The organism is Halomonas sp. TG39a (assembly GCF_000744395.1).
Lineage (GTDB): Bacteria > Pseudomonadota > Gammaproteobacteria > Pseudomonadales > Halomonadaceae > Vreelandella > Vreelandella ventosae_B.
Window position 1 is genome coordinate 647,441 of record NZ_JQLV01000001.1, and the last position, 20,797, is coordinate 668,237.

General features: G+C 53.3%; 19 protein-coding genes. 16 read left to right on the forward strand and 3 right to left on the reverse strand.

Annotation, left to right across the window (positions count from 1 at the left end):
* Positions 1-5: 5 nt before the first annotated feature.
* Positions 6-962, reverse strand: coding sequence for a siderophore-interacting protein (locus tag U738_RS02805; RefSeq protein ID WP_035577093.1), 957 nt, complete (start codon positions 960-962; stop codon positions 6-8).
* Positions 963-1,145: 183 nt separating this feature from the next.
* Here U738_RS02805 and fhuB point away from each other — a divergent pair, with 183 nt between their 5' ends.
* From fhuB to U738_RS02820, 3 genes are all read left to right on the forward strand, one after another.
* A complete protein-coding gene (fhuB, locus tag U738_RS02810) occupies positions 1,146-3,146 on the forward strand; it encodes a Fe(3+)-hydroxamate ABC transporter permease FhuB (RefSeq protein ID WP_035577094.1) in 2,001 nt (666 codons plus the stop codon).
* A gap of 52 nt (positions 3,147-3,198) precedes the next feature.
* Complete coding sequence (locus U738_RS02815; RefSeq protein WP_035577095.1) at positions 3,199-4,857, forward strand: multidrug ABC transporter permease/ATP-binding protein; 1,659 nt, start codon at positions 3,199-3,201, stop codon at positions 4,855-4,857.
* A 224-nt stretch (positions 4,858-5,081) separates the two neighbouring features.
* Positions 5,082-5,696: a LysE/ArgO family amino acid transporter gene (locus U738_RS02820; RefSeq protein WP_035577096.1), complete on the forward strand. Its 615-nt coding sequence runs from the start codon at positions 5,082-5,084 to the stop codon at positions 5,694-5,696.
* Between the two features lie 12 nt (positions 5,697-5,708).
* Here U738_RS02820 and ltaE read toward each other — a convergent pair whose 3' ends face one another.
* Entirely contained in the window at positions 5,709-6,716 is a 1,008-nt protein-coding gene (gene ltaE, locus U738_RS02825; protein ID WP_035577101.1) for a low-specificity L-threonine aldolase, read from the reverse strand.
* 114 nt (positions 6,717-6,830) lie between these two features.
* Here ltaE and U738_RS02830 point away from each other — a divergent pair, with 114 nt between their 5' ends.
* Together U738_RS02830 and speG are read left to right on the forward strand one after the other, a co-directional pair.
* Positions 6,831-8,051, forward strand: coding sequence for an NAD(P)/FAD-dependent oxidoreductase (locus tag U738_RS02830; protein ID WP_035577102.1), 1,221 nt, complete (start codon positions 6,831-6,833; stop codon positions 8,049-8,051).
* Positions 8,052-8,126: 75 nt separating this feature from the next.
* Positions 8,127-8,678 (forward strand): spermidine N1-acetyltransferase, encoded by a 552-nt coding sequence (gene speG / locus U738_RS02835; protein WP_035577103.1) that lies wholly within the window; start codon positions 8,127-8,129, stop codon positions 8,676-8,678.
* Between the two features lie 92 nt (positions 8,679-8,770).
* Here speG and U738_RS02840 read toward each other — a convergent pair whose 3' ends face one another.
* A complete protein-coding gene (locus U738_RS02840; protein ID WP_035577104.1) occupies positions 8,771-9,532 on the reverse strand; it encodes a M48 family metalloprotease in 762 nt (253 codons plus the stop codon).
* A 127-nt stretch (positions 9,533-9,659) separates the two neighbouring features.
* Between U738_RS02840 and U738_RS02845 the strand changes: the two genes are divergently transcribed.
* The 11 genes from U738_RS02845 to U738_RS02895 all read left to right on the forward strand — a co-directional run bounded on the left by U738_RS02845 (position 9,660) and on the right by U738_RS02895 (position 20,745).
* Positions 9,660-9,989: a hypothetical protein gene (locus U738_RS02845; protein ID WP_035577105.1), complete on the forward strand. Its 330-nt coding sequence runs from the start codon at positions 9,660-9,662 to the stop codon at positions 9,987-9,989.
* A 709-nt stretch (positions 9,990-10,698) separates the two neighbouring features.
* Positions 10,699-11,460, forward strand: a complete 762-nt coding sequence (locus tag U738_RS02850) for a metallophosphoesterase (RefSeq protein ID WP_035577106.1) — start codon at positions 10,699-10,701, stop codon at positions 11,458-11,460.
* A 195-nt stretch (positions 11,461-11,655) separates the two neighbouring features.
* Entirely contained in the window at positions 11,656-12,981 is a 1,326-nt protein-coding gene (locus U738_RS02855) for an enolase C-terminal domain-like protein (RefSeq protein WP_035577107.1), read from the forward strand.
* Between the two features lie 152 nt (positions 12,982-13,133).
* The gene (kdgD, locus tag U738_RS02860) at positions 13,134-14,051 is read left to right on the forward strand and encodes a 5-dehydro-4-deoxyglucarate dehydratase (protein WP_035577112.1); all 918 of its coding nucleotides are present in this window, start codon (positions 13,134-13,136) and stop codon (positions 14,049-14,051) included.
* A gap of 60 nt (positions 14,052-14,111) precedes the next feature.
* Positions 14,112-15,137, forward strand: a complete 1,026-nt coding sequence (locus U738_RS02865; protein WP_231896747.1) for a TRAP transporter substrate-binding protein — start codon at positions 14,112-14,114, stop codon at positions 15,135-15,137.
* 77 nt (positions 15,138-15,214) lie between these two features.
* Complete coding sequence (locus U738_RS02870) at positions 15,215-15,751, forward strand: TRAP transporter small permease (RefSeq protein ID WP_035577113.1); 537 nt, start codon at positions 15,215-15,217, stop codon at positions 15,749-15,751.
* Positions 15,752-15,754: 3 nt separating this feature from the next.
* Positions 15,755-17,035 carry a TRAP transporter large permease gene (locus U738_RS02875; RefSeq protein ID WP_035577114.1) on the forward strand — a complete coding sequence of 427 codons (1,281 nt, stop codon included), beginning with the start codon at positions 15,755-15,757 and terminating at the stop codon, positions 17,033-17,035.
* A 39-nt stretch (positions 17,036-17,074) separates the two neighbouring features.
* Complete coding sequence (locus U738_RS02880; RefSeq protein ID WP_035577117.1) at positions 17,075-18,211, forward strand: mandelate racemase/muconate lactonizing enzyme family protein; 1,137 nt, start codon at positions 17,075-17,077, stop codon at positions 18,209-18,211.
* Positions 18,208-19,074 (forward strand): amidohydrolase family protein, encoded by an 867-nt coding sequence (locus tag U738_RS02885; protein WP_035577119.1) that lies wholly within the window; start codon positions 18,208-18,210, stop codon positions 19,072-19,074. The genes U738_RS02880 and U738_RS02885 overlap by 4 nt, the downstream gene beginning before the upstream one ends.
* A gap of 49 nt (positions 19,075-19,123) precedes the next feature.
* Positions 19,124-19,924, forward strand: a complete 801-nt coding sequence (locus U738_RS02890; RefSeq protein ID WP_035577121.1) for an NAD-dependent epimerase/dehydratase family protein — start codon at positions 19,124-19,126, stop codon at positions 19,922-19,924.
* Between the two features lie 65 nt (positions 19,925-19,989).
* A complete protein-coding gene (locus U738_RS02895) occupies positions 19,990-20,745 on the forward strand; it encodes a FadR/GntR family transcriptional regulator (RefSeq protein ID WP_035577123.1) in 756 nt (251 codons plus the stop codon).
* Positions 20,746-20,797 lie beyond the last annotated feature (52 nt).

Genomic DNA, 20,797 nt, shown 5'->3' on the forward strand with positions numbered 1-20,797 from the left:
TTCCTTTAACCATTGGCCTTGCCCAGGCGCCAGTAGCCCATGCTGGTAACGTACTGCTTGGGTAGCCCGCACTCGTTGACCAAATAGCGACGCAGCTTCATGGCGACCTTGGTTTCAGCGGCGATCCATGCGTAGAAGGGCGCACTGTCATCTAGGGTGGCGGGTTCCCAGAGTGGGCCATCCTCATCGTCGCTTTCGTCGTTGGTCGTGGCGCTGGTAGTGGTGCTGGTAGTGGTATTAGCAGGCATGCCGCCTAGCGCTTGAATTTCCCTATGCAAATCGATATCACGCAGCGCCCTCATCAGCAGCTCACCGTGTTGGCAGGCGGGCTCCGCGTCGCGGGCCAGCCAGCGCAGTTTGGCGGCCTGGGGCAGCGGCTGAACGTCGTCGCCACGAGGCACTTCGAATAGCGCTTCGACCTTGGGTTTGAGCGGCAAGTCATCAAGGGTTTCCAGAATACCGGCAGCAGCGGGGAGGGCGGTTTCATCGGCGATGATCAGAATACGGCGCACGCCTTGGGGCGGCTTCCACTCGTAGCCCAGCTTTGGGCCTTCCGCACTGGCGTCGGGGGCTGTCATGGCTAGCCGGTCACCAGGGCGGGCACGCATTGCCCAGCGCGATGCGGGGCCATTATCGCCGTGGAGTACAAATTCTACGTCCACCTCGGCCTTCTCCGGGCGCAGGGCACGGATGGTGTAGGTGCGCGCTGAGGGCCTTTGGGCATCCGGCAGTGCGCGGTAGGCGCCGTACCAGTCGTGCTCTTCCAGCTTGGTAATTTCAAACAGCGGATCGAGACTACCACCGCCTTCGGGGAAGAACAGCTTGACGCGCTGATCCGGGGCATAGGTCGCCATTTGGCTGACTTCCGGGCCAGTGAAAGTAAACCTGACTAATGAGGCGCTGACTTGGGTGCGCCGGGCGAGGGTGATATCAAAAAGCTGGTAGCTCGGTTTGGCTGCCATAAGGAGGCTCCGTTACTTGTGCATCAATTAAGGAGTCAATTGTAGTGCTAATTATTATCATTTAGAATCGTTGTCAATAATTTAACTATTAACCTCCAGAACGATTAAGGCTTAGACAATGACGCTGCTGCCTATTACGCCACGCGTGGCGAGCTGTTCGGTGCTCACAAAAGGGTGCTCGCTATGCTAGGCGCCTCACAAGTTGCCCAACGAGTGGGAGGAATGTCGCCCGCGAAAGCCTGCCTGTTGCTGAGCCTGCCGATGGTCGTGCTGTTTTGGGTGGGCCTGCAGGGGCAGGGTGGTTTTACTCTGGGATTGCAGGCGTTAGTGGCGCCCTCTTTTGAAAACGTTGACGAGCTGCTGCTTTATTACGCGTGGTGGCCGCGCCTCTCGATTGCGCTGTTAGCCGGGGGGGGGTTAGGGCTAGCGGGCGTACTTATGCAGCAGGTTTTGCGCAACCCCTTGGCATCGCCCACCACCCTAGGGGTGGCATCGGGCGCTAACCTGGCGTTGATGACCGCCACCTTGCTGGCGCCGGGGCTGCTTGTCGCCGGGCGCGAATGGGTCGCCTTATTGGGTGGCGCGCTAGCGGTTGGATTAGTGTTTCTGCTCTCCTGGCGGCGCGGGCTGGCGCCGATCGTGGTGGTGCTGGCGGGCCTGGTGGTCAATCTGTACCTGGGGGCGCTGTCTACGGCGCTGCTGCTGTTTAACCACGAGGCACTCTCGGGGCTGCTGATTTGGGGGGCCGGTTCGCTGGCACAAAACGGTTGGGACGGCGTTGCAATCCTCTGGCCGCGGCTGGCGATTAGCTGCGTGGCCGCGTGGTTTTTGCTGCGCCCCTTGGCTGTGCTGGAACTGGATGATGCTAGCGCCAAGAGCCTGGGAGTCTCGCTGACCTATCTGCGCTTTGCGGGGATGGGGTTGGCAGTATTTATTACCGGCAGCATTGTCAGCGTGGTAGGCATCATCGGTTTTATCGGCTTGGCAGCGCCCAATATCGTGCGCATGACCGGTGCGCGCCGCTTAGGGCCGCGGCTAATCTGGTCGACGCTATTAGGGGCCGTGCTGCTGGCTACCACGGATCTGCTGCTGCAGCAGTTTGGTGGCATGGTGGCAGCCTTTATTCCTACCGGGGCGATTACCGGTGCCCTGGGGGCACCGCTGTTAATGTGGCTGATTCCGCGCCTGAAACTGCAGGGCGACCAGCCGCCGAAAGGGGCCGGTGTTTTCGCCCGTCGTCACCCAGCGCCTTCACGTTTAGTTACTGGATTACTGCTTGCGTTACTGGGGGCAACGGTTCTCGGTTTGCTGTTTGGCCAGGGCGTAGATGGCTGGTATTGGCTGGCGCCCAATAACTGGAATGTCATGCAGTGGCGTATGCCCCGGGTGATGGCGGCCGCTGCCAGCGGATTGATGTTGGCGATTGCCGGGACGATACTTCAGCGGCTTTCTGCCAATCCCATGGCCAGCCCCGAAGTGCTGGGTATCAGCGGTGGCTGTGCCATTGCGCTGATTTTAGGGATTTTCCTACTGCCCGCACCCACCAATATGATGCTGATTGGCGTGGGCACCCTGGGTGCTTTCGCGACGCTGCTGGTGTTGGTGGGTATCAACCGCAAGAGCGGTTATCTCCCCGAGCGCTTGCTGCTCACCGGGGTGGCGGTCAGTGCGCTGTTTGATGCAGTGCGCAGTGTGATGCTGGCGGGCGGCGACCCTCGTGGCCAGCAGGTGATCGCTTGGCTGGCGGGCTCTACCTATTACGTGGATGTCACCAATGCGGTGGTGGTAGGGGGGATTGCCGCTGTGCTGGCGCTGGTCACGCTGCCCTTCACCCGCTGGCTGGATATCTTGCCCTTAGGCGCGCCGACGGCTAAGGCGCTTGGGGTAACCCTCAACCGTGCCCGCTTGGCGTTGCTGTTACTGGTAGCACTGCTCACCGCCTGCGCCACCCTCGTGGTGGGGCCGCTTTCGTTTATTGGCCTGCTGGCGCCGCATATGGCGCGCTTGGTGGGCTTCTCCCGTGCAGGGCAGCACCTGCTGGGTGCTGCGTTGATCGGCATGCTACTGATGGTGCTGGCCGACTGGGTGGGGCGTCAGATTATTTTCCCCTATGAGATACCGGCGGGCTTGGTCGCTTCACTGATTGGCGGTGCCTACTTTATGTGGGGGCTGCGGCGTTTGTAATCACCAGCGCTTTTAGCTGTTAAAGAAAACAGAATGCCGGGGAGTTGTGGTTATGGAGCTGTTGAGAATTGTATGGCGTGATTACCGCTGGCCTTTTGTGGCCGTAGTGCTGCTTAGCCTGACAAGCGCTGGCTTGGGCATCGGTGTCATCGCCTTTATCAATCAACGGCTGCTGGGCACCTTCACCGACCCCTGGCGCATCCTGCCCGAATTCCTGGGTCTGATAGCGCTGCTACTGGTCATTACCTTGACATCACAGTTGGCGCTGACCACGTTGGGCCACCATTTCGTCTACCGGCTGCGGGGGCAGTTGATCAAGCGAATTCTGGATACCAATATCGAACGCGCTGAGCAGATTGGCAGTGCGCGTTTGTTGGCGAGTCTCTCCACCGACGTGAGTTCAGTGACCGTTGCTTTTATACGCTTGCCGGAGCTGGTGCAGGGCGGGGTGCTGACGATAGGCGCCACGCTTTACCTGGCGTGGCTTTCGCCTGCCATGCTGGGCGTCACCGCGCTCTGGGTGATCGTGACGGTGTTGATTGGCATGCGTTTGGTGGCTCGGGTCTATGGGCATATGGCCAAACTGCGCGAAATACAGGATCGTCTCTACGCGGATTACCAGTCGGTGATCGAGGGACGCAAGGAGCTGGCGCTCAACCGTGACCGTGCCGAATGGCTGTATCGTGATGTCTATACGCCTAACGCACAGGATTGTCGGCGTCATTTTATTCTTGGTGATACCTACCATCTCAGCGCGGTGAACTGGTTCAACATCATGATGCTGGGCGCCATTGGTGTGGCGTTCTTTTTGGCCAACGGCCTGGGTTGGGCATCGGTGCAGGTAGCCACGACCTTCTCACTCACGCTGCTGTTTTTGCGCGCGCCGTTGATGCAGGCCATAGGCGCTTTCCCGACGCTGATTAACGCCCGAGTGGCGTTTGAAAAAATCAGCAGTTTAGACCTGGCCGAGCACCGCGAAGCGTTCGGCCACTCTGCGCTGCGCCACGACTGGCAGGAACTAACCCTGGAGGAGGTCAGCTATCGCTACCCGGATGAGGAGGCTCGATCAGGTTTTGCCATCGGCCCTATCGATCTGACCTTGAAGCGTGGCGAAGTGGTATTTCTGATCGGCGGTAACGGCAGCGGGAAATCGACTTTGGCGAGACTGCTAACCGGGCTTTACCAACCCCAAAGTGGATGTGTCCGAGTCGATGGCAGGCCGCTGCAGGAGGAGGACTGGACACGCTATCGCCAGCACTTCTCGGCCATTTACACCGACCTGCATCTCTTTGACCGTTTGATGGGCCCTGCGGGCGAGTCACCCGACCCCGCGCTGATGGAGGAGTGGCTTGCCGCACTGGGCATGCGCAGTAAGCTTGACTTCGACGGCGATCGCATCACCAACGTCAACCTCTCCCAGGGCCAGCGCAAACGCCTGGCGATGCTGCTGGCGGTCGCTGAACAGCGCGACCTATTGCTGCTTGACGAATGGGCCGCCGACCAAGACCCGCAGTTCCGCCGGGTCTTCTACCGTGAGCTGCTGCCGCAGTTGCGAGCGCTGGGCAAGACGCTGGTGGTGATCAGCCACGACGACCACTACTTCGACCAGGCCGACCGGCTGCTGGAAATGCGCCAGGGGCAGTTGGTTGAACTCACCGGCGAACAGCGAGAAGCCGCCAGCCGCGATGCGGTGGCTCGGGTGGCTGAGTAGCGCTGATGCGGGTAGTCAGCTTTGAGCGCGGATCTCGTTGGGTAGGGCTCTAGGACAACCATGATTCTTAACATGTTGAACCATTTTTAAAATTTAATGACTGGCTCTTCTATAAGTAAAACTAATACCCCATTAGCAGGATGATTTTTAGCAATCAGCATTCCCAGTTACTTTATTGCCAGATTAATTAACGCGACGCTAATTCCGGCAATAGGGGCAGGGCAATGTGGGAAAGTTATATTACCGGGCTGGTGGTGTGCGGTGGGATTATCATGGCGATTGGAGCGCAAAACGCCTACATCCTAGGACTGGCGATTCGTCGTGAGTACCACTGGTGGTCGGCAGGGCTGTGCATGAGTGCGGATATTATCTTGCTCACGGCGGGCATGTTTGGCGTGAGTGCTTTTCTGCTGACGATGCCCAGCGCGTTGGAGGCCATGCGCTGGGTGGGTGTAGTATTTTTAAGCTGGCTGGCGGCCCAGGCATTATTTAGAGCCTTTAGCGGACGGCAAGGGTTAAGCGCTGAGGCCGGAAAAGCGCGCAGCTTAACCAAAGTGATTTTCGCCACTCTTGCCGTCACCGTGCTTAACCCCCAGGTGTATCTGGATACGCTGCTGCTAATACCCGCCATTGGCGCCCAGCAGGAGAGCGCCGGTGTGTTTGTGGCGGGGGCATCAACCGCGTCCATACTCTGGTTTAGTCTGCTGGCCTGGGGCGGCGCTGCGCTTTCGCCTTGGCTTTCAAAACCCATCGCATGGCGCATTATCGATGGCCTGATTGGCTTGATGATGGCAGGCATCGCTGTACATCTTGCTCTAGGGGCGACATCGCTTAGCTAAGCCGATCACCGGTTAATGCCGACTAAAATAAGCCTCCATCACCGCGATGACTTTGTCGATATCCGCATCATTAAGATCGCGATGGGTCACGAAGCGCGTGGCGTAAAGCAGCTCAATCAAAATGCCGTGCTCTTTTAGCCAGGCGGAGAGTGGCTTTACATGCGCATCGGGGAAATGCACGAACACCATATTGGTTGCCTGGGCGGTAATCTTGACCCCTGGCAGCTTTGCTAAGCCCTCTGCCAGGCGAGCAGCGCGGCGGTGATCGTCGGCTAAGTCGGCTACGTGATGATCTAACGCATACTGGCAGGCGGCGGCGATAATCCCTGATTGGCGCATACCGCCACCCACCACTTTACGCCAGCGCCGAGCGCGGTCGATCAATGCTTGTGAGCCCACCAGTGCCGACCCTATTGGCGTACCCAGGCCTTTTGAGAAGCACAGCGATACGCTATCGAACGGTAGGCAGAGCTGCTTGAGCGAGGTATCCGTGGCGACCGCTGCATTAAACAGTCGCGCGCCGTCTAAGTGCGTTGCCAAACCACGCTCGCGGGCAAGCTCAGTGGCTTTTAATACGTACTCTGCGGGCAGCACTTTGCCGCCAAAGGTGTTTTCTAATGCCAGCAGCTTAGTACGCGCAAAGTGAAAATCGTCGGCTTTAATCGCGGCACTGATTTTTTCCAGTGGCAGGCTACCGTCGGCGGCGTTTTCAATGGGCTGGGGCTGGATACTGCCCAGCACCGCGGCGCCACCGCCTTCCCAACGATAGGCGTGTGCGGACTGCCCAACAATGTACTCATCGCCGCGCTCGCAGTGGGCCATTAGCGCCACCAGGTTGCTTTGAGTCCCGCTAGGAAACAGCAGCGCCGCTTCTTTACCTGCCTGCTCGGCCAGGTTGGCTTGAAACGCGTTGACCGTTGGGTCATCGCCCCACACATCATCGCCAACCGGGGCGGCCATCATGGTGTCTTTCATGGCAGAGGTCGGACGGGTCACCGTATCACTGCGTAAATCAATCATGTGCATCTCCTTTATTGTGTGGGGCGATCACTCAGAAGCGTTTTCTCAAGCAAGTTCCGGGGAACCATCTATGGTTAACAGCATACTGCAAGTCTCTCAAGCAAAGGCAAACAGATGGATCTGAAAAGTGGTTATCCCTTTTGGGCGGTCAAAAATGGCCTGTTGAAAACCTTTCCTCAATTGACTCGCGATCACCAATGCGAGGTTGTGGTGATTGGTGGCGGTATTACGGGGGCGTTGATTGCTGATGAGCTAAGCCGCAGTGGCCACCATGTGGTGGTGCTTGAACGCCGGGATGTTGGGTGGGGCAGTTCAGCCGCCAGTACTGCTTTACTGCAGTACGAAATTGACACCCATATGACAGAGTTAGCCGAGCGCTACGGGGAAGGCGATGCAGTGCGTGCTTACCGCGCCTGTGCAGAGGCCATTGGTGAGCTTGAGTCCCTGGCGGCAGGGCTGGGCGATGTGGACTTTGAGCGTCAGCAAAGCCTTTACTATGCCAGTAGCGAAGAGGATGTCGCATCGCTTCAGGAGGAATTGGCGCTGCGCCAACAACACGGTTTTGAAGCCGAATGGCTTGAACGCGAGGCTATTTTGGCGGAGTACGGCTTTGAGGCACCCGGCGCTATTCTTACTCAGCTAGCCGCCACTATTGATCCTTATCGCATGGCATATCAGCTGTTTTCCAGGGTGGTCGCGCGTGGGGGAGAAGTATATGACCGCACACAGATGGAGACGATGACGCCGGATGATCAAGGCGTCACGCTCACTCTGGCCAATGGCGCCAAGCTGCGTTGCCAGTACGTAGTGATGGCCGCAGGGTATGAGTCGCAAGCCTGGCTGCCAGAAAAGGTGGCCGTCAATCGCAGTAGCTACGCGCTGATCACCGACCCACTACCGCCAGAGGCATTGGGCAAACTGCGCCACACCATGATGTGGGAATCATCGCGCCCCTACCTGTATATGCGCACTACCTGCGATGGACGACTTCTCGTAGGGGGCGACGACGACGATGAAGATATTCCCAAGCGCCGCGATGCGCGGGTAGAAGAGAAGGCCGAAGGGCTAACTGCTAAAATAGAAACGCTATGGCCTAAACTCGAGATTAATCCTACATTCTCTTGGGGTGGCACCTTTGCTGAAACCGACGACGGTCTACCTTTTTTCGGCCCGCATGACGCCCTAGGCCCTCGCGTTCATTTTGCCATGGCCTACGGCGGCAACGGCATTAGCTATAGCATGATAGGCGCCAAACTGCTGCGAGCGCTTATAGAGGGTAGAGAACACCCTTTGGCGGAGCTGTTTTCATTTAGACGCCTGGCCAAAATGGCCTAACCTAAATGCAAGAACCGGGTAGCGAGCAAGTTTAAAACGAGTATTCTTAACGGATATTCATAAGGATAGCGGGAAATGGGCCACACACTTTATTTGCGTGCATTGGAGCGCAACGACCTGCGCTTTGTGCATGAACTAAATAATAACCAGAGCATTATGTCGTATTGGTTTGAAGAGCCTTACGAGTCATTCGATGAGCTGGAAGAGCTGTATAACAAGCACATCCATGACAACGCCGAACGGCGCTTTGTCGCTGAAGATAGCCATGGAAATGCCATTGGTCTGGTAGAGCTGATTGAAATCGACTATATCCATCGCAGCGGCGAGTTTCAAATCATTATTACTCCAGAGTATCAGGGCAAGGGGTTTGCGCGCACGTTAATTCGTCAAGCGCTGCATTACTCTTTCACCATTTTAAACCTGCACAAAGTATACCTCATAGTGGCGGTGGAAAATGTTAAAGCGATTCATCTTTACGAGGCAAGTGGCTTTATAGAAGAGGGCCACTTGGTGCAGGAGTTCTTTATTAATGGCAAGTACCGTGATGTAAAGCGGATGTATATCTTGCAGGACACTTACCTAACGCAACTGTCCGAACAGCAAGAAGAGGGTGGCGAGTGGGCTTAGTGGAGGTAAGAAAAAATCTTTAAACCCTAGCAACCAATACTCCTGCCATTCATTATCAAGACTAACTTGGCAGGAGTACTGGTGCCTGAGCTTTACTGGAACGAAGCTTCTAGGCGTTCTGCACGGTCACCCGCTGCTGGGTGGCTGGAGAAGAGGCTGCTGTCGTTGCCGTATTTGGCTTCTATCTTGCGTAGGGCTGCAACTGAAGCCTCTGCATTCATGTTGTGGCGCTGCATTAGCTCAATGGCATAGTCATCAGCTTCACTCTCTTGGCTTTGCGAGAACTGGGCATTGACAAGTTTTTCGCCCAAGTCACCAAGCTCAGAGCTTGAAAGTGCGGCAGCGGTGCTGCTGCCGCTGGCAGCCGCTGCTTCACGTGCAGCAGACGCGGCATAGGCGACCTGGAATGCACGCTTGGAGTGTCCTAGTGCGACGTGTCCGATCTCGTGGGCGATAACGTAGCGCACTTCATCGTCGGTCATCTCATCCATCAGCCCGCTATGCAGCCGAATGGAGCCGTTTGGAACCGCAAAAGCGTTCACTTCGTCTAGTTGATAAACATTATAGTCAAGCGTATGGCCGTCGACTGTTTCCAAACCTTGAGTTAATTTTGCCAAACGTTCTGCGTACTGGCTGTTATCTGCTATCAGGTGATTTTGGGAGTCAAGCTGAGCAATGGTTTGATCGCCAAGTTGTTGCATTTGCTGGTCAGACATCGTAGCCGCGCCAGCGAAACCGGAGCCCGCAGATATTAGGCCGCCGAGATCAGCGCCGGATTGACAGCCGCTGAGGGCGAGTGTCGCCGCTAAACTTAAAGCATAAGATGTTTTGCGAACCAAAAAAGGTGTTTGCATCGTCCGTTCCTTCGTCAATATGCGTGCATAACAAGAAGAGTCTGCACGTTGAGTATTGCGCCTTCATTAGCCAAATTAATATTAGACTATTTCTTTATATAACTCCATACCTACTCGTGCAGAAACGATGGAGATTAACTACATTCATTGCAGGATTGCGCTAAGCGTTGTTGTTAAATCTGCACAAAGCGTAATTAATCGTAGCCGTAGCAGCATTAAAAATATTCATCTTTACGAGCATAGAAGCCTGTTAGAAGAGGGCTTTCTTGCGCAGGCGTATTTTGTCAAGGAGAGGTATGATTTTGAAACTTGGCAGTGTGAAAATCGTTGTGTAAAGCGTAGGTACAGCTTGAAGGTTGCTTATCGCATCCAGTTGTTGATGGCGGAATTTTTCTGTTCAATGGCTACAAAAGGCTTAAAAAACGCCTCGCTAAAACGAGACGTTGTGTGGGGCTGAGTAGCGTACCGCATCCAGGCTTAACGCAGATAAGCTTTAATAGCGTCAAGTGCTGCACGTTGCTGTATAGCACGCTGTGCCCATACTTCCATAACATCAACTTCCAACGTATGACCTTGGGAGGCTGCTCGTTGCATGGCGTTCACTCCTTTTTCAGGGTGTGTGTTGTGTGAAATATTTTGTTATGTACAGCTGATATTGTGCAGGGCAGCAATTTAGCTGTGGTGAGATATTAAGAGCTTTTTTTGCAGAGGGCTAGTCCTAACGATGTAGGCGATTTGCCATTTTTTGTAAGCTATAGCTTACAAATTTCAGTAGGAGGACATCAGGAACTGTCGACGTTACATTCATTGCCGCGCTGGTGAATGTTTTCAACCGCATAAAAAAGCCGGAAATTAATCCGGCTTCGGTGTTTAGCTTTGGGTCTCAAGGGGAAGAAAGCACCTGAATTAGCCTAAATAGGCTTTCACTGCTTCAACTGCGGCACGATGCCATTGAGCATTCAAGTTCCAGAACTCTAGAACTTCATTATCGTATGCAGGGGGTGTTATCAGAAAAGTCATATGTGGTCCTCCTAGTGGGACTACATTCTTAGTATAGCGCTTTTTTGTTGCAATGCAGCATAAAGTGACATTGCACCGCTGGCCTGCGACAAAATGACCTAGGCTGGATAAGATAGTTTGAATAAGTATTTGCCACGAGGAGCCCTATGCGTTTGCGTATTTTGTCTGACCTGCACCTGGAGTTTTTTGACGGAAACCGCGAGTTGCCTGAGGTGGATGTCGATGTAGTCATCCTTGCTGGAGATATTCACCGTCAGTGCGAAGGTCTTGCCTGGGCGCGTTGCCGCTTTCCGGACACGCCGATTATCTATGTATTAGGCAACCATGAGTTTTACGGTACCTGCATGCCGCTGCTGCGTGATGAGCTGGCGCTCGAAGCCGAGCGGCTCGACATTGAGCTTCTGGACAATCGTGCCATAACCCTCAATGGCGTGCGCTTTTATGGCACTACGCTATGGACAGACTTTGCACTTTACGCCGGAGACCCAACTCAAAACCCCGCCGATACAGAGGCTAAGGCACTACGATACATGCCCGACTTTAAAATCGTTCAAACGTCACCAGGCGTTACGTTCACACCACAGGCGAGCCAGCAGGTGCACGCTGAAGCACTTGCTTGGCTTGAAAACGAGCTTGCTCAACCCTTTGATGGCCCTAAGGTTGTGATTAGTCACCATGCCCCACTGCACGACTGTATTCCTGATCAATACTTGGAAGATGCGTTATCCCCGGCGTTTGCCTCCGACTTGCCCCATTTAATGGGCAAGATGGACGTTTGGGTGCATGGGCATGTGCACGAACCCGTGGATATTCTGCGTAACGGCACGCGTATCATTGCCAACCCCGGTGGATACCCTGATGAGTTTAATCCGCTGCTGTTTAAGCCAGCGTGGGTGGTTGATATCTAAAGGCTCGGTTTTTCAAAAGATTAGCTATAGGCCTAGGCTGCCTATAGCGATGTGAGCGGCATGACCGCTACTGCTACTTTGGTTTAAATTCCGCTGGTTCTGCTTGCGCTCCTACGCCCAGATACTTATCTTCTTGTTGTATGATGTATTACTTAGAGCATCAATCTGCTTATTAACTAACAGTGTAGTAGGCATATGTATCCAAAAATCAAAACAATGCGTGTAATTCCCGTCGCTGGCTATGACGGCTTCTTGCTTAACCTTAGTGGCGGCCATGCCCCTTGGTTTATTCGCTGTGTGGTCATTCTTGAGGATGATGCGGGTAATCAGGGCGTGGGTGAGATTCCTTCCAGTGGCGGTATTCTTAACAGGCTGGAGCAGTGCCGTGAGTTAGTTGAAGGTTCGCCGATCAATAATATTAAGCACACCCTCAATCAGGTTCGCCTGCGATTAGCCCAGAACGGGCGCGAAGAGCGCGGTCGTCAAACATTTGATTTGCGCGTAGCGGTGCATGTGATTACAGGTATTGAGTCGGCGCTGTTAGACCTCTATGGACAGGCGCTACAGCTGCCCGTGGCTGACCTACTCGGTCAGTACGGTCGTCAGCGTGATGAAGTCGAGGCATTGGGCTACCTATTTTTACTGGGAGACCCTGGCAAGACAGACCTGCCATACCCTAAAGCGCATAACCCCCAGGACACCTGGGACGAAATACGCTATCAAGAAGCACTAACACCCGACGCCGTGGCTAATTTGGCCAAAGCCGCCTATGAGCGCTATGGCTTTAAGGACTTCAAACTTAAAGGTGGTGTGCTGAGAGGCGAGGAAGAAGCCGACTGCATTCGCGCGCTCCACGAAGCTTTCCCTGAAGCGCGTTTGACGCTTGATCCCAACGGGGCCTGGAAACTTGATGAAGCGGTGCGCGTACTCGATCCGATTAAGCATCTACTCAGCTATGCTGAAGATCCCTGTGGTCAGGAAGAAAGCTACTCCGGTCGTGAGACCATGGCCGAGTTCAAAAAGCGCACCGGCCTGCCCACGGCTACCAATATGATTGCGACAGATTTTAAACAGCTGCAATACGCCGTCCAGCTTAATTCGGTTGATATACCTTTGGCGGACTGCCATTTCTGGACCATGCAAGGTGCTGTCAAAGTCGGTGAGCTTTGCAATGAGTGGGGCATGACCTGGGGCTCTCACAGCAATAACCACTTCGATATTTCGTTAGCCATGATGACCCACGTTGCTGCCGCCTGCCCTGGCAAGATTACCGCGATTGATACTCACTGGATTTGGCAAGATGGCCAGCGTATTACGCACAACCCTTTCCAGATTCAAGACGGCAAACTCAAGGTGCCCACAACACCAGGGTTAGGGGTTGAGCTGGATGAAGAGAAGCTTATGGAAGCGCACCATCTTTATAAGTCGTTAGGTACCATGCAGCGGAATGATGCCATGGCCATGCAGTTTTTAATTACAGGCTGGGAGTTCGATCCAAAGAAGCCTGCCTTGGTCCGTTGACCCTAGACTTTGGTTTGAATTTTGATAGTTCTGCTTGCGCCTTGGTGGAGCGGTACTTATCTTCTTTGTTGTATGATGTATTACATAATCTGTTGGTCGGTCGGTAGCGTCTACTCACCCAATGGCCAACGCATTAATAAAGAGGGCTTAAGGTGACATTTTCAAGACAAGCAGTCATAAACGCCATTGGCGATGGTTTGTTGTCGTTCCCCATCACGGACTTCGATAGTCAGGGCCGTTTTGATGAAGCGAGCTATCGCAAGCGGCTTGAGTGGTTTATTAGCCACGAGATTTCCGCGGTCTTTGTCGCGGGCGGTACGGGGGAGTTTTTCAGTCTCTCACTAGAGGAGTATCGCGAAATCGTTAGCGTGGCGGTTGAGGTGATTGACGGACGTTTGCCGGTGATCGCCAGTGCTGGCTTAAGCGTGGAGACAGGCAAAGCCTTTGCAAAAGCGGCTGAAGAGGCAGGCGCCGACGGCATTCTATTGATGCCGCCGTACCTCACCGAGTGCCCGCAGGATGGTTTGGTTGAGTATGCCCGCCAGATTTGTGATGCCACCTCAATCAACGTGATTTATTACAACCGCGGTAACGGTATTTTGAACGCCTCGTCGGTTCAGCAGTTGGCCGATCATTGCCCTAATTTAGTGGGGCTAAAAGATGGCAAAGGCGATATTCAGGCGTTAAATAAAATCGTCAAAACCGTTGGCGACAGATTGGTGTATATCGGCGGCGTGCCTACGGCTGAAATTTTTGCTGAAGCCTACGTCTCCATTGGAGTGAATACTTACTCTTCGGCCGTTTTCAACTTTGTGCCTGAAATGGCTGTGACGTTTTACAAGGAGTTGCGCAAAGGCAATAAAGAGGTTGTGAAACAGATTACCAACGACTTTTTTATTCCTTTCGTGGATCTCAGGGATCGAAAAGCAGGCTATGCCGTGAGCCTCATCAAAGCAGGCGCTGACATTGTCGGCCGTCCTGCAGGCAGTGTCCGCGCACCGCTGGCTATGCCCACTAAAGATGAGTGCCAGCAGCTTGAAGCGCTTATCAATGTAGCAAAGAAGTATTAATCCACTCTAACTATCACTAATAGTTAGTAAGCAATTGCCAATAATAAGAGGAAGTTAGACATGCGCACACACAATAACTGCATGATCGCCAGCACTATGAAAACCAGCTCTTTAAAAGCTATCCTGCCTACCGCTAGCGTAATGGCACTCATGGCGTTGGCACTGCCTGCCCAAGCTGACAACTGGCGTGGCTGGAACATTCACCCTGACGGTTATCCTAATACAGTGGCGTTAGAGGAGTTTGCTGAAGCTGTTGCGGAGCAAACAGAAGGCCGCGTCACGCCTCGCGTATATAACAATGCTGTACTAGGCGATCAATCAGACGCTATTGAGCAGACCCGCAACGGGGCGCTGGATTTTGCCAATTTCAATATGGGACCGATGGGCCCCATCGTGTCAGAAACCAATGTGTTCTCGCTGCCCTTCCTATTCAATGACGTAGAGCATATGCATACGGTAATGGACGGTGAAATTGGTGAGCGCTTTGCCGACGCCTTAGAAGATAAAGGCTTGGTAGTTCTTTCCTGGTTCGATTCGGGTGCTCGCAGCATTTACAACACTCAACGCCCTATTAAAACCCCTGAAGATGTCGAAGGCTTAAAGATTCGGGTAATGAATAACGATCTTTACGTCGATATGATCGCCGCTATGGGGGGTAATGCCACGCCGATGTCTTATGGTGAGGTGTATCAAAGCTTAACCACCGGCGTGCTCGATGGTGCTGAAAATAACTATCCCTCTTTTGAATCAAGTAACCACTATGAGACAACGGGTTACTACTCGTTAACCGAGCACTTGATTATTCCTGAATGCTTGTGTGTGGCTAAATCCAGCTGGGAAGAGCTCTCACAAGAAGATCAGGAAATTGTTCGTGAAGTAGCCGAAGAGGCTTCCAAACGTCAGCGTGAACTGTGGGTAGAAAGCTCAGAAGAGAGTCGTCAGATCGTTCTTGATTACGGTGTCGAGATTAATGAAGTTGACGATAAAGCCGCCTTCCAGGCGCTCATGGAACCCATGTATGAAGAGTTCATTGCGAATAACCCTGGCACGGGTGAGTTGATCGAGGAAATTCGCGCTACCGAGTAAAATTTGTCGCCCACACGCTTCCGGCAGTTAGCTAGGTCTTGCTTAGTCGCTGCCGGGAGTTGAAAAGGAAATGTGCCGTGAGTATCGAACTTGAATCGCAGGTCGATAAGGAAGACGCGGAAGAAAGCGGCTCGCTGAATCGAATCTTAGATGGTGTTGCCAGCTTATGTATTCTTATTGCAGGGGTCTTATTAGTCACCCTTATTATTATATTTGGGTGGTTGGTTTTCGGCCGGTATGTGCTAAACAACACCCCGACTTGGGTAGAACAAGCCTCGTTAGTGCTGGTTGTTTATATCACCTGCTTAGGCGCAGCGGCAGGGGTCAGGCATCATAGCCATCTGAATATTGATTTTATTCGTGAAAGTTTTACCGGTCCGATCCGTAGCTTAATGCATCACCTGGCTGACATTTTTATTCTTTCCTTTGGGGGGTTCATGGCTTTTCAGGGCTGGACATTAGTTATGTCAAACCTGAACAGAGCCATACCCATGATAGGTCTATCTGAGAGTTGGCGTGCAGCTCCCTTAGTAATTTGTGGGGTGCTAATCATGCTTTTTGCAGCCGCTGATATAGCGCAGCGCTTACTGTCTCGAAAAGTTAAGAGGGTATAAACGATGGGGCTTATTATTCTTTTCGGGATCTTTTTCTTAGGTCTTATCGTCGGCGCCCCGGTTGCGTTTGCCGTCGGATTGGCCGCTGTTGTTACCTTCCTGTATGAAGGCTTGCCGCTATTTGTCGCCTTTCAACGCATACTGTCTGGTATTTCGGTTTTTTCTTTGCTCGCGATTCCTTTCTTCATCTTTGCCGGTGAGTTAATGATGCACGGCGGTATCTCCACTCGCCTTGTGCGCTTAGCATCTGCAATGGTAGGTAAGGTGCGCGGTGGTTTAGGGATGGTAAATATTAGCTCTTCCATGCTGTTCGGAGGAATATCCGGCTCGGCAGTGGCGGATACTTCCGCATTGGGTTCTATCCTAATCCCGGTGATGAAAGAGAAAGGGTACGACGCCGACTATGCCGTGAATGTCACCGTGACCTCATCAATCGCAGGCGTAGTGATCCCCCCTAGTCATAACATGATTCTTTATGCCGTCGCGGCGGGTGGTGGTATCTCCGTTACCCAGCTGTTCATCGCCGGTATTGTTCCAGGCATTTTAATGTGCGTTAGCTTGGCCGTTGCGGCTTATATCGTTGCGGTGAAACGCGGTTATAAGGGTGAAGCATTCCCTGGCTGGTATGCGTTGATGATCAGTTTTTTCGCCTCCTTACCTGGGCTCATGACCGCAGTGATCATCGTCGGTGGGGTGCTGTCAGGTATTCTAACCGTCACTGAATCAGGCGCCTTCGGTGCTATCTACGCTATTGTCGTGACCGGCTTGGTTTACCGTGAATTGACCTGGGCCTCTTTCAAAGCTGCTGTTGTTCAGGCGGTAAAAACCACCTCGCTGGTGATGATTCTAGTCGGGTGTGCATCAGCGTTCTCTTACCTGCTCGCGCTCTACAATGTTCCGGAAATGCTGACCACGGGCTTGATGGCTATTTCCGATAAGCCGCTGGTTATTTTCCTTATGCTTAATATCATCCTGTTGATTTTAGGCATGATTATGGACATGGCGGCGTTAATCCTTATCTGTACGCCTATTTTCCTGCCGGTTGCTATGCAGTTCGGTATGGATCCGATCCAGTTCGGCATTATTTTGATGATGAACCTGGGGCTAGGGCTATGTACACCACCCGTCGGTGCCTGTCTGTTTGTTGGCTGTGTGATTGGCAAAATTAAAATCGAGGAGGCGGTGCGCACGATCTGGCCGTTCTTCTTAGCGCTGTTTGTGGCCTTAATGCTGGTGACTTACGTACCTGCTATCTCTTTGACGTTACCCAGTTTTTTCCAATAAGGGCACTTTCAACAAGCCGCTAAAAAGGATAGATCAATTATGAAAGTCGTCGCCGTCAAGACTCATATACTCGATTACCAGCTTGAGACAGCGTTTGAGAGCGCTTCCATGCACTTTTCGCGCCGCCAGCATTGTTTGGTCGAAATCGTCTGCGATGATGGCACCATTGGCTGGGGCGAGTGCTTAGGGCCGGCTAAGCCTAACGCAGCGATTGTGGAGGTCTACGCTCAGTCACTTATAGGCGAAGATCCACTGCAAACGGAAAAAGTTTGGTTAACGCTCTATAACCGATTACGTGATCAAGGCCAGCGCGGCTTAACGGTTACGGCATTAAGCGGTATTGATATTGCGCTGTGGGATATCAAAGGCAAGCACTTTGGCGTGCCGATCTCAACGCTGCTTGGCGGGCGCTTTCGAGATAGCGTGCGCGCTTACGCAACTGGTTCGTTCGCCCGGGCAGGTGTTGACCGGGTAACCGATATAGCTGCCGAAGTGGCCGGTTATCGCCGCGAAGGTTTTCATGCCGTCAAGATTAAAATCGGCTTTGACGTCGAGGAAGATCTGGAAGTGATTGCCGCCGTGCGTGATGCCATCGGGCCGGATATGCGCATGATGATCGATGCCAATCACGGTTACGACTACCTGGAAGCGATTGAGCTAGGGCAGCGTGCCGCGCCGTTTGGTATCGACTGGTTTGAAGAGCCTGTGTTGCCCGAACAAATTTCTACCTACGAAGCCGTTCGGGCAGGTCAGCCGATTCCTATTGCCAGCGGTGAAAACTGGCACGGTCGCTATGCCATGCATGAGCCCTTGGCCCGCCGCGCGGTGGATATTGTGCAGCCGGATATTTGTGGCGTAGGGGGTTTTAGCGAAATGCGCCGGGTCGCTGATATGGCGGCCATGCACGGCGTGCGTTTGGTGCCCCATGTATGGGGTACCGCGGTGTGTTTGGCCGCCAGCCTGCAGTTTATGGCCGCGCTACCGCCCAATCCGCCGCGCCGCAAGCCTATTGAACCTATTATGGAGTTCGACCGTACCGAAAACCCCTTCCGCCAGGCTGTTGTTCAAACGCCCCTTGAGCATCACCAGGGCGTAATGATGATTCCTGATGGCCCTGGGTTGGGTATTGAGATTAATCGCGACGCGCTGTCCACCTACGCGCTCAAGGAGAAATGACGTTGTCTATTCCCGCTAATACACGTCCGTTAACAGGACCACCACCTGCATTAAAAGCGCCTGCAGGGGCAACAGATTGCCATGTTCACCTTTATCTACCCGGCTATGAAGCGCAGCCGGGTGGCCCCAAAATCCCTGAGCTAGCCACCGTTGCTGACTACCAAAAGCTTCAGAAATGGCTCTCGTTGGAGCGCGTTGTGGTGACCCAGCCCAATGCCTACCAGTTTGATAATCGGGCGATTTTACAGGGTGTGGCGGAAATCGGGCAGGAGTCCGCCCGAGCGATTGTAGCGATAGCGCCGGATGCTGACGAATCCCAAATTGAAGCGTTTCACGCTCAAGGGGCACGCGGTGCCAGGATTATGCAGTTGCCCGGTGGTGCTGTTGGAATAGATCGATTAGCAGAGGTTGAAGCACGGATAAAAGCCTTCGGCTGGCACTTGATGGTGCAGTTCAATGGCCGTGAGCTTGATGACTATCTGGCCACGCTAAAAGCGATCGAAACCGATTACATCATCGACCATATCGGCAAATTTATGCCGCCGGTGGCCGCTGACGATCACCGCGTTGACCAACTGCTTAGCTTGCTGGATCGCGGTAATGCATGGATGAAAATCTGCGCGGGTTATGAAGCCAGCCTGAGCGGCGGACCTGAGTATGCCGATGTCGGCCCCATCGCTAAGCGGCTTATTGAGCACGCTCCTGAACGGATTATATGGGGATCCAACTGGCCGCATGTTGGCGTACCCAGAGAACAGTTTCCAAGCGATCCCGAACAGTTAGATGTTTTGTTGCATTGGGCGGATGAGAGCACTCGTCAAAAGATTTTGGTGGATAACCCTGCAGCGCTTTATGGCTTTTAACCCTTCAGTTATTAAAAGTCTGTAGCTAAAAATAGAGTAAGGAGTTTATATGTTAAACCGTATTCTCGTGACCGGTGCGGCCGGGGGGCTTGGCAAAAGCCTGCGACCTCATCTTCGTACACTCGCCAAACATGTCCGGCTATCCGATATTGCTGATTTAGGTACGGCGGGCGAGGGCGAAGAGCTGGTTCAAGCTGACTTAAGCGATGCGCAGGCTGTTGCCAGTCTAGTGCGCGATTGTGATGGTATTGTTCATTTAGGTGGGATGTCGGTAGAGAGCCCGTGGGAAGCCATTTTGCAGGCCAATATTATGGGTACTTACCACCTTTATGAAGCGGCTCGGAAGCAAGGTAAACCACGCATTGTGTTTGCCAGTTCCAACCATACCATCGGTTTTTATGAGCGCCATCAGCGTATCGACACCCAGGTAGTACAAAAGCCGGACTCCCTGTATGGCGTGTCAAAATGTTTTGGTGAAAACCTCGCTAGCCTGTATCACGACAAATTTGGTGTCGAGACACTGAGTGTTAGAATCGGCTCGTGTTTTGATAAGCCTGCTGATACCCGCATGATGGCAACTTGGCTGAGCCTAGCCGATTTCGTCAGTCTTTTGCAGCGTGCGTTTGTAACGCCGCGTTTAGGGTATACGGTGATCTACGGAGCGTCGGATAATGCTGAGAAGTGGTGGGACAATTCTCATGCTGGCTTCTTAGGCTGGCGTCCGCAGGATAGCTCTGAGCCATGGCGGGTTGAAACGGAACAGCTTGACCGCGATATTGATAAAGATGACCTAGCCGTGAGGTATCAGGGCGGTAAATTTACTAAAATAGGCCATCCTAACGATGCTTAGTGGTGCTTATAAGACCTAGGTTGTACGATATAATACAACTAGTTGATTAATGAAGGATAGCTTCCATGGCCAAACCCAGCGCAACGGCATCTGCCCTAAAACCGCTTAAAGTAACTAAAGTGACGCAGCAGGGAAGCTTGTCCGTGCATGTGGCCGACCAACTGGAAGCGTTGATCACCCAGGGTAAAGTCGCGGTGGGGGAAAAACTCCCTACCGAGAACAGCCTGTGTGACTCCTTTGGCGTTAGCCGCACAGTGATTCGTGAAGCGATTACCCACCTGAAGTCTCTGGGGCTGGTGGAAACCCGGCGAGGTGTAGGTACCTCGGTGCTGCGCTCTTCCACAGTAGAGGCGCGTCCTGCAGAGCGTATTAACCCGACGACTGTGGAAGATATCTTGCACCTGCTGGAACTGCGGCTAACCTTAGAGCCAGCGGCAGCTGAACTGGCTGCCTTACGCCACGACGATGAAGATCGTCAGCGACTTGAGGCGCAGCACCTTGCCTTTAGTAACGCCTATGCTGCAAAAACCCAAGCCCGTGAAGAGGACTATCTGTTTCACTTTGCGATTGCCACGGCGACCAAAAATCCCTTTTTCCAATCTTTTTATAAGCAGTGGAGTCAGAGCGTGATTCCCCGCGCCAAACTGCTGAGTATTGATATTAACCCGATCTCCTCCGAGCGCTATTTAGAGCGCGTTCAGGAAGAGCACAGCTATATTCTCGAAGCCATTCTTTCCCGCGATGCGCAAGCTGCCCGCGAAACAATGTTTCAGCACCTTAACCGGGCGCGCAACACCTATGCCCAGTATCTGGAAAAGTAGTATCGCGGACAGAAGTAACGTGCACAGTAGCAACGCGACACATGATATGGCG

Coding starts and splice junctions, on each gene's coding strand:
- U738_RS02880 (WP_035577117.1), top strand. CDS start 17,075: ATGAAAGTCGTCGCCGTCAAGACTCATATACTCGATTACCAGCTTGAG.
- U738_RS02890 (WP_035577121.1), top strand. CDS start 19,124: ATGTTAAACCGTATTCTCGTGACCGGTGCGGCCGGGGGGCTTGGCAAA.
- U738_RS02815 (WP_035577095.1), top strand. CDS start 3,199: ATGGAGCTGTTGAGAATTGTATGGCGTGATTACCGCTGGCCTTTTGTG.
- fhuB (WP_035577094.1), top strand. CDS start 1,146: ATGCTAGGCGCCTCACAAGTTGCCCAACGAGTGGGAGGAATGTCGCCC.
- U738_RS02830 (WP_035577102.1), top strand. CDS start 6,831: ATGGATCTGAAAAGTGGTTATCCCTTTTGGGCGGTCAAAAATGGCCTG.
- speG (WP_035577103.1), top strand. CDS start 8,127: ATGGGCCACACACTTTATTTGCGTGCATTGGAGCGCAACGACCTGCGC.
- U738_RS02855 (WP_035577107.1), top strand. CDS start 11,656: ATGTATCCAAAAATCAAAACAATGCGTGTAATTCCCGTCGCTGGCTAT.
- U738_RS02845 (WP_035577105.1), top strand. CDS start 9,660: ATGGAGATTAACTACATTCATTGCAGGATTGCGCTAAGCGTTGTTGTT.
- U738_RS02850 (WP_035577106.1), top strand. CDS start 10,699: ATGCGTTTGCGTATTTTGTCTGACCTGCACCTGGAGTTTTTTGACGGA.
- ltaE (WP_035577101.1), bottom strand. CDS start 6,716: ATGATTGATTTACGCAGTGATACGGTGACCCGTCCGACCTCTGCCATG.
- U738_RS02865 (WP_231896747.1), top strand. CDS start 14,112: ATGCGCACACACAATAACTGCATGATCGCCAGCACTATGAAAACCAGC.
- U738_RS02875 (WP_035577114.1), top strand. CDS start 15,755: ATGGGGCTTATTATTCTTTTCGGGATCTTTTTCTTAGGTCTTATCGTC.
- U738_RS02895 (WP_035577123.1), top strand. CDS start 19,990: ATGGCCAAACCCAGCGCAACGGCATCTGCCCTAAAACCGCTTAAAGTA.
- U738_RS02805 (WP_035577093.1), bottom strand. CDS start 962: ATGGCAGCCAAACCGAGCTACCAGCTTTTTGATATCACCCTCGCCCGG.
- U738_RS02885 (WP_035577119.1), top strand. CDS start 18,208: ATGACGTTGTCTATTCCCGCTAATACACGTCCGTTAACAGGACCACCA.
- U738_RS02840 (WP_035577104.1), bottom strand. CDS start 9,532: ATGCAAACACCTTTTTTGGTTCGCAAAACATCTTATGCTTTAAGTTTA.
- U738_RS02820 (WP_035577096.1), top strand. CDS start 5,082: ATGTGGGAAAGTTATATTACCGGGCTGGTGGTGTGCGGTGGGATTATC.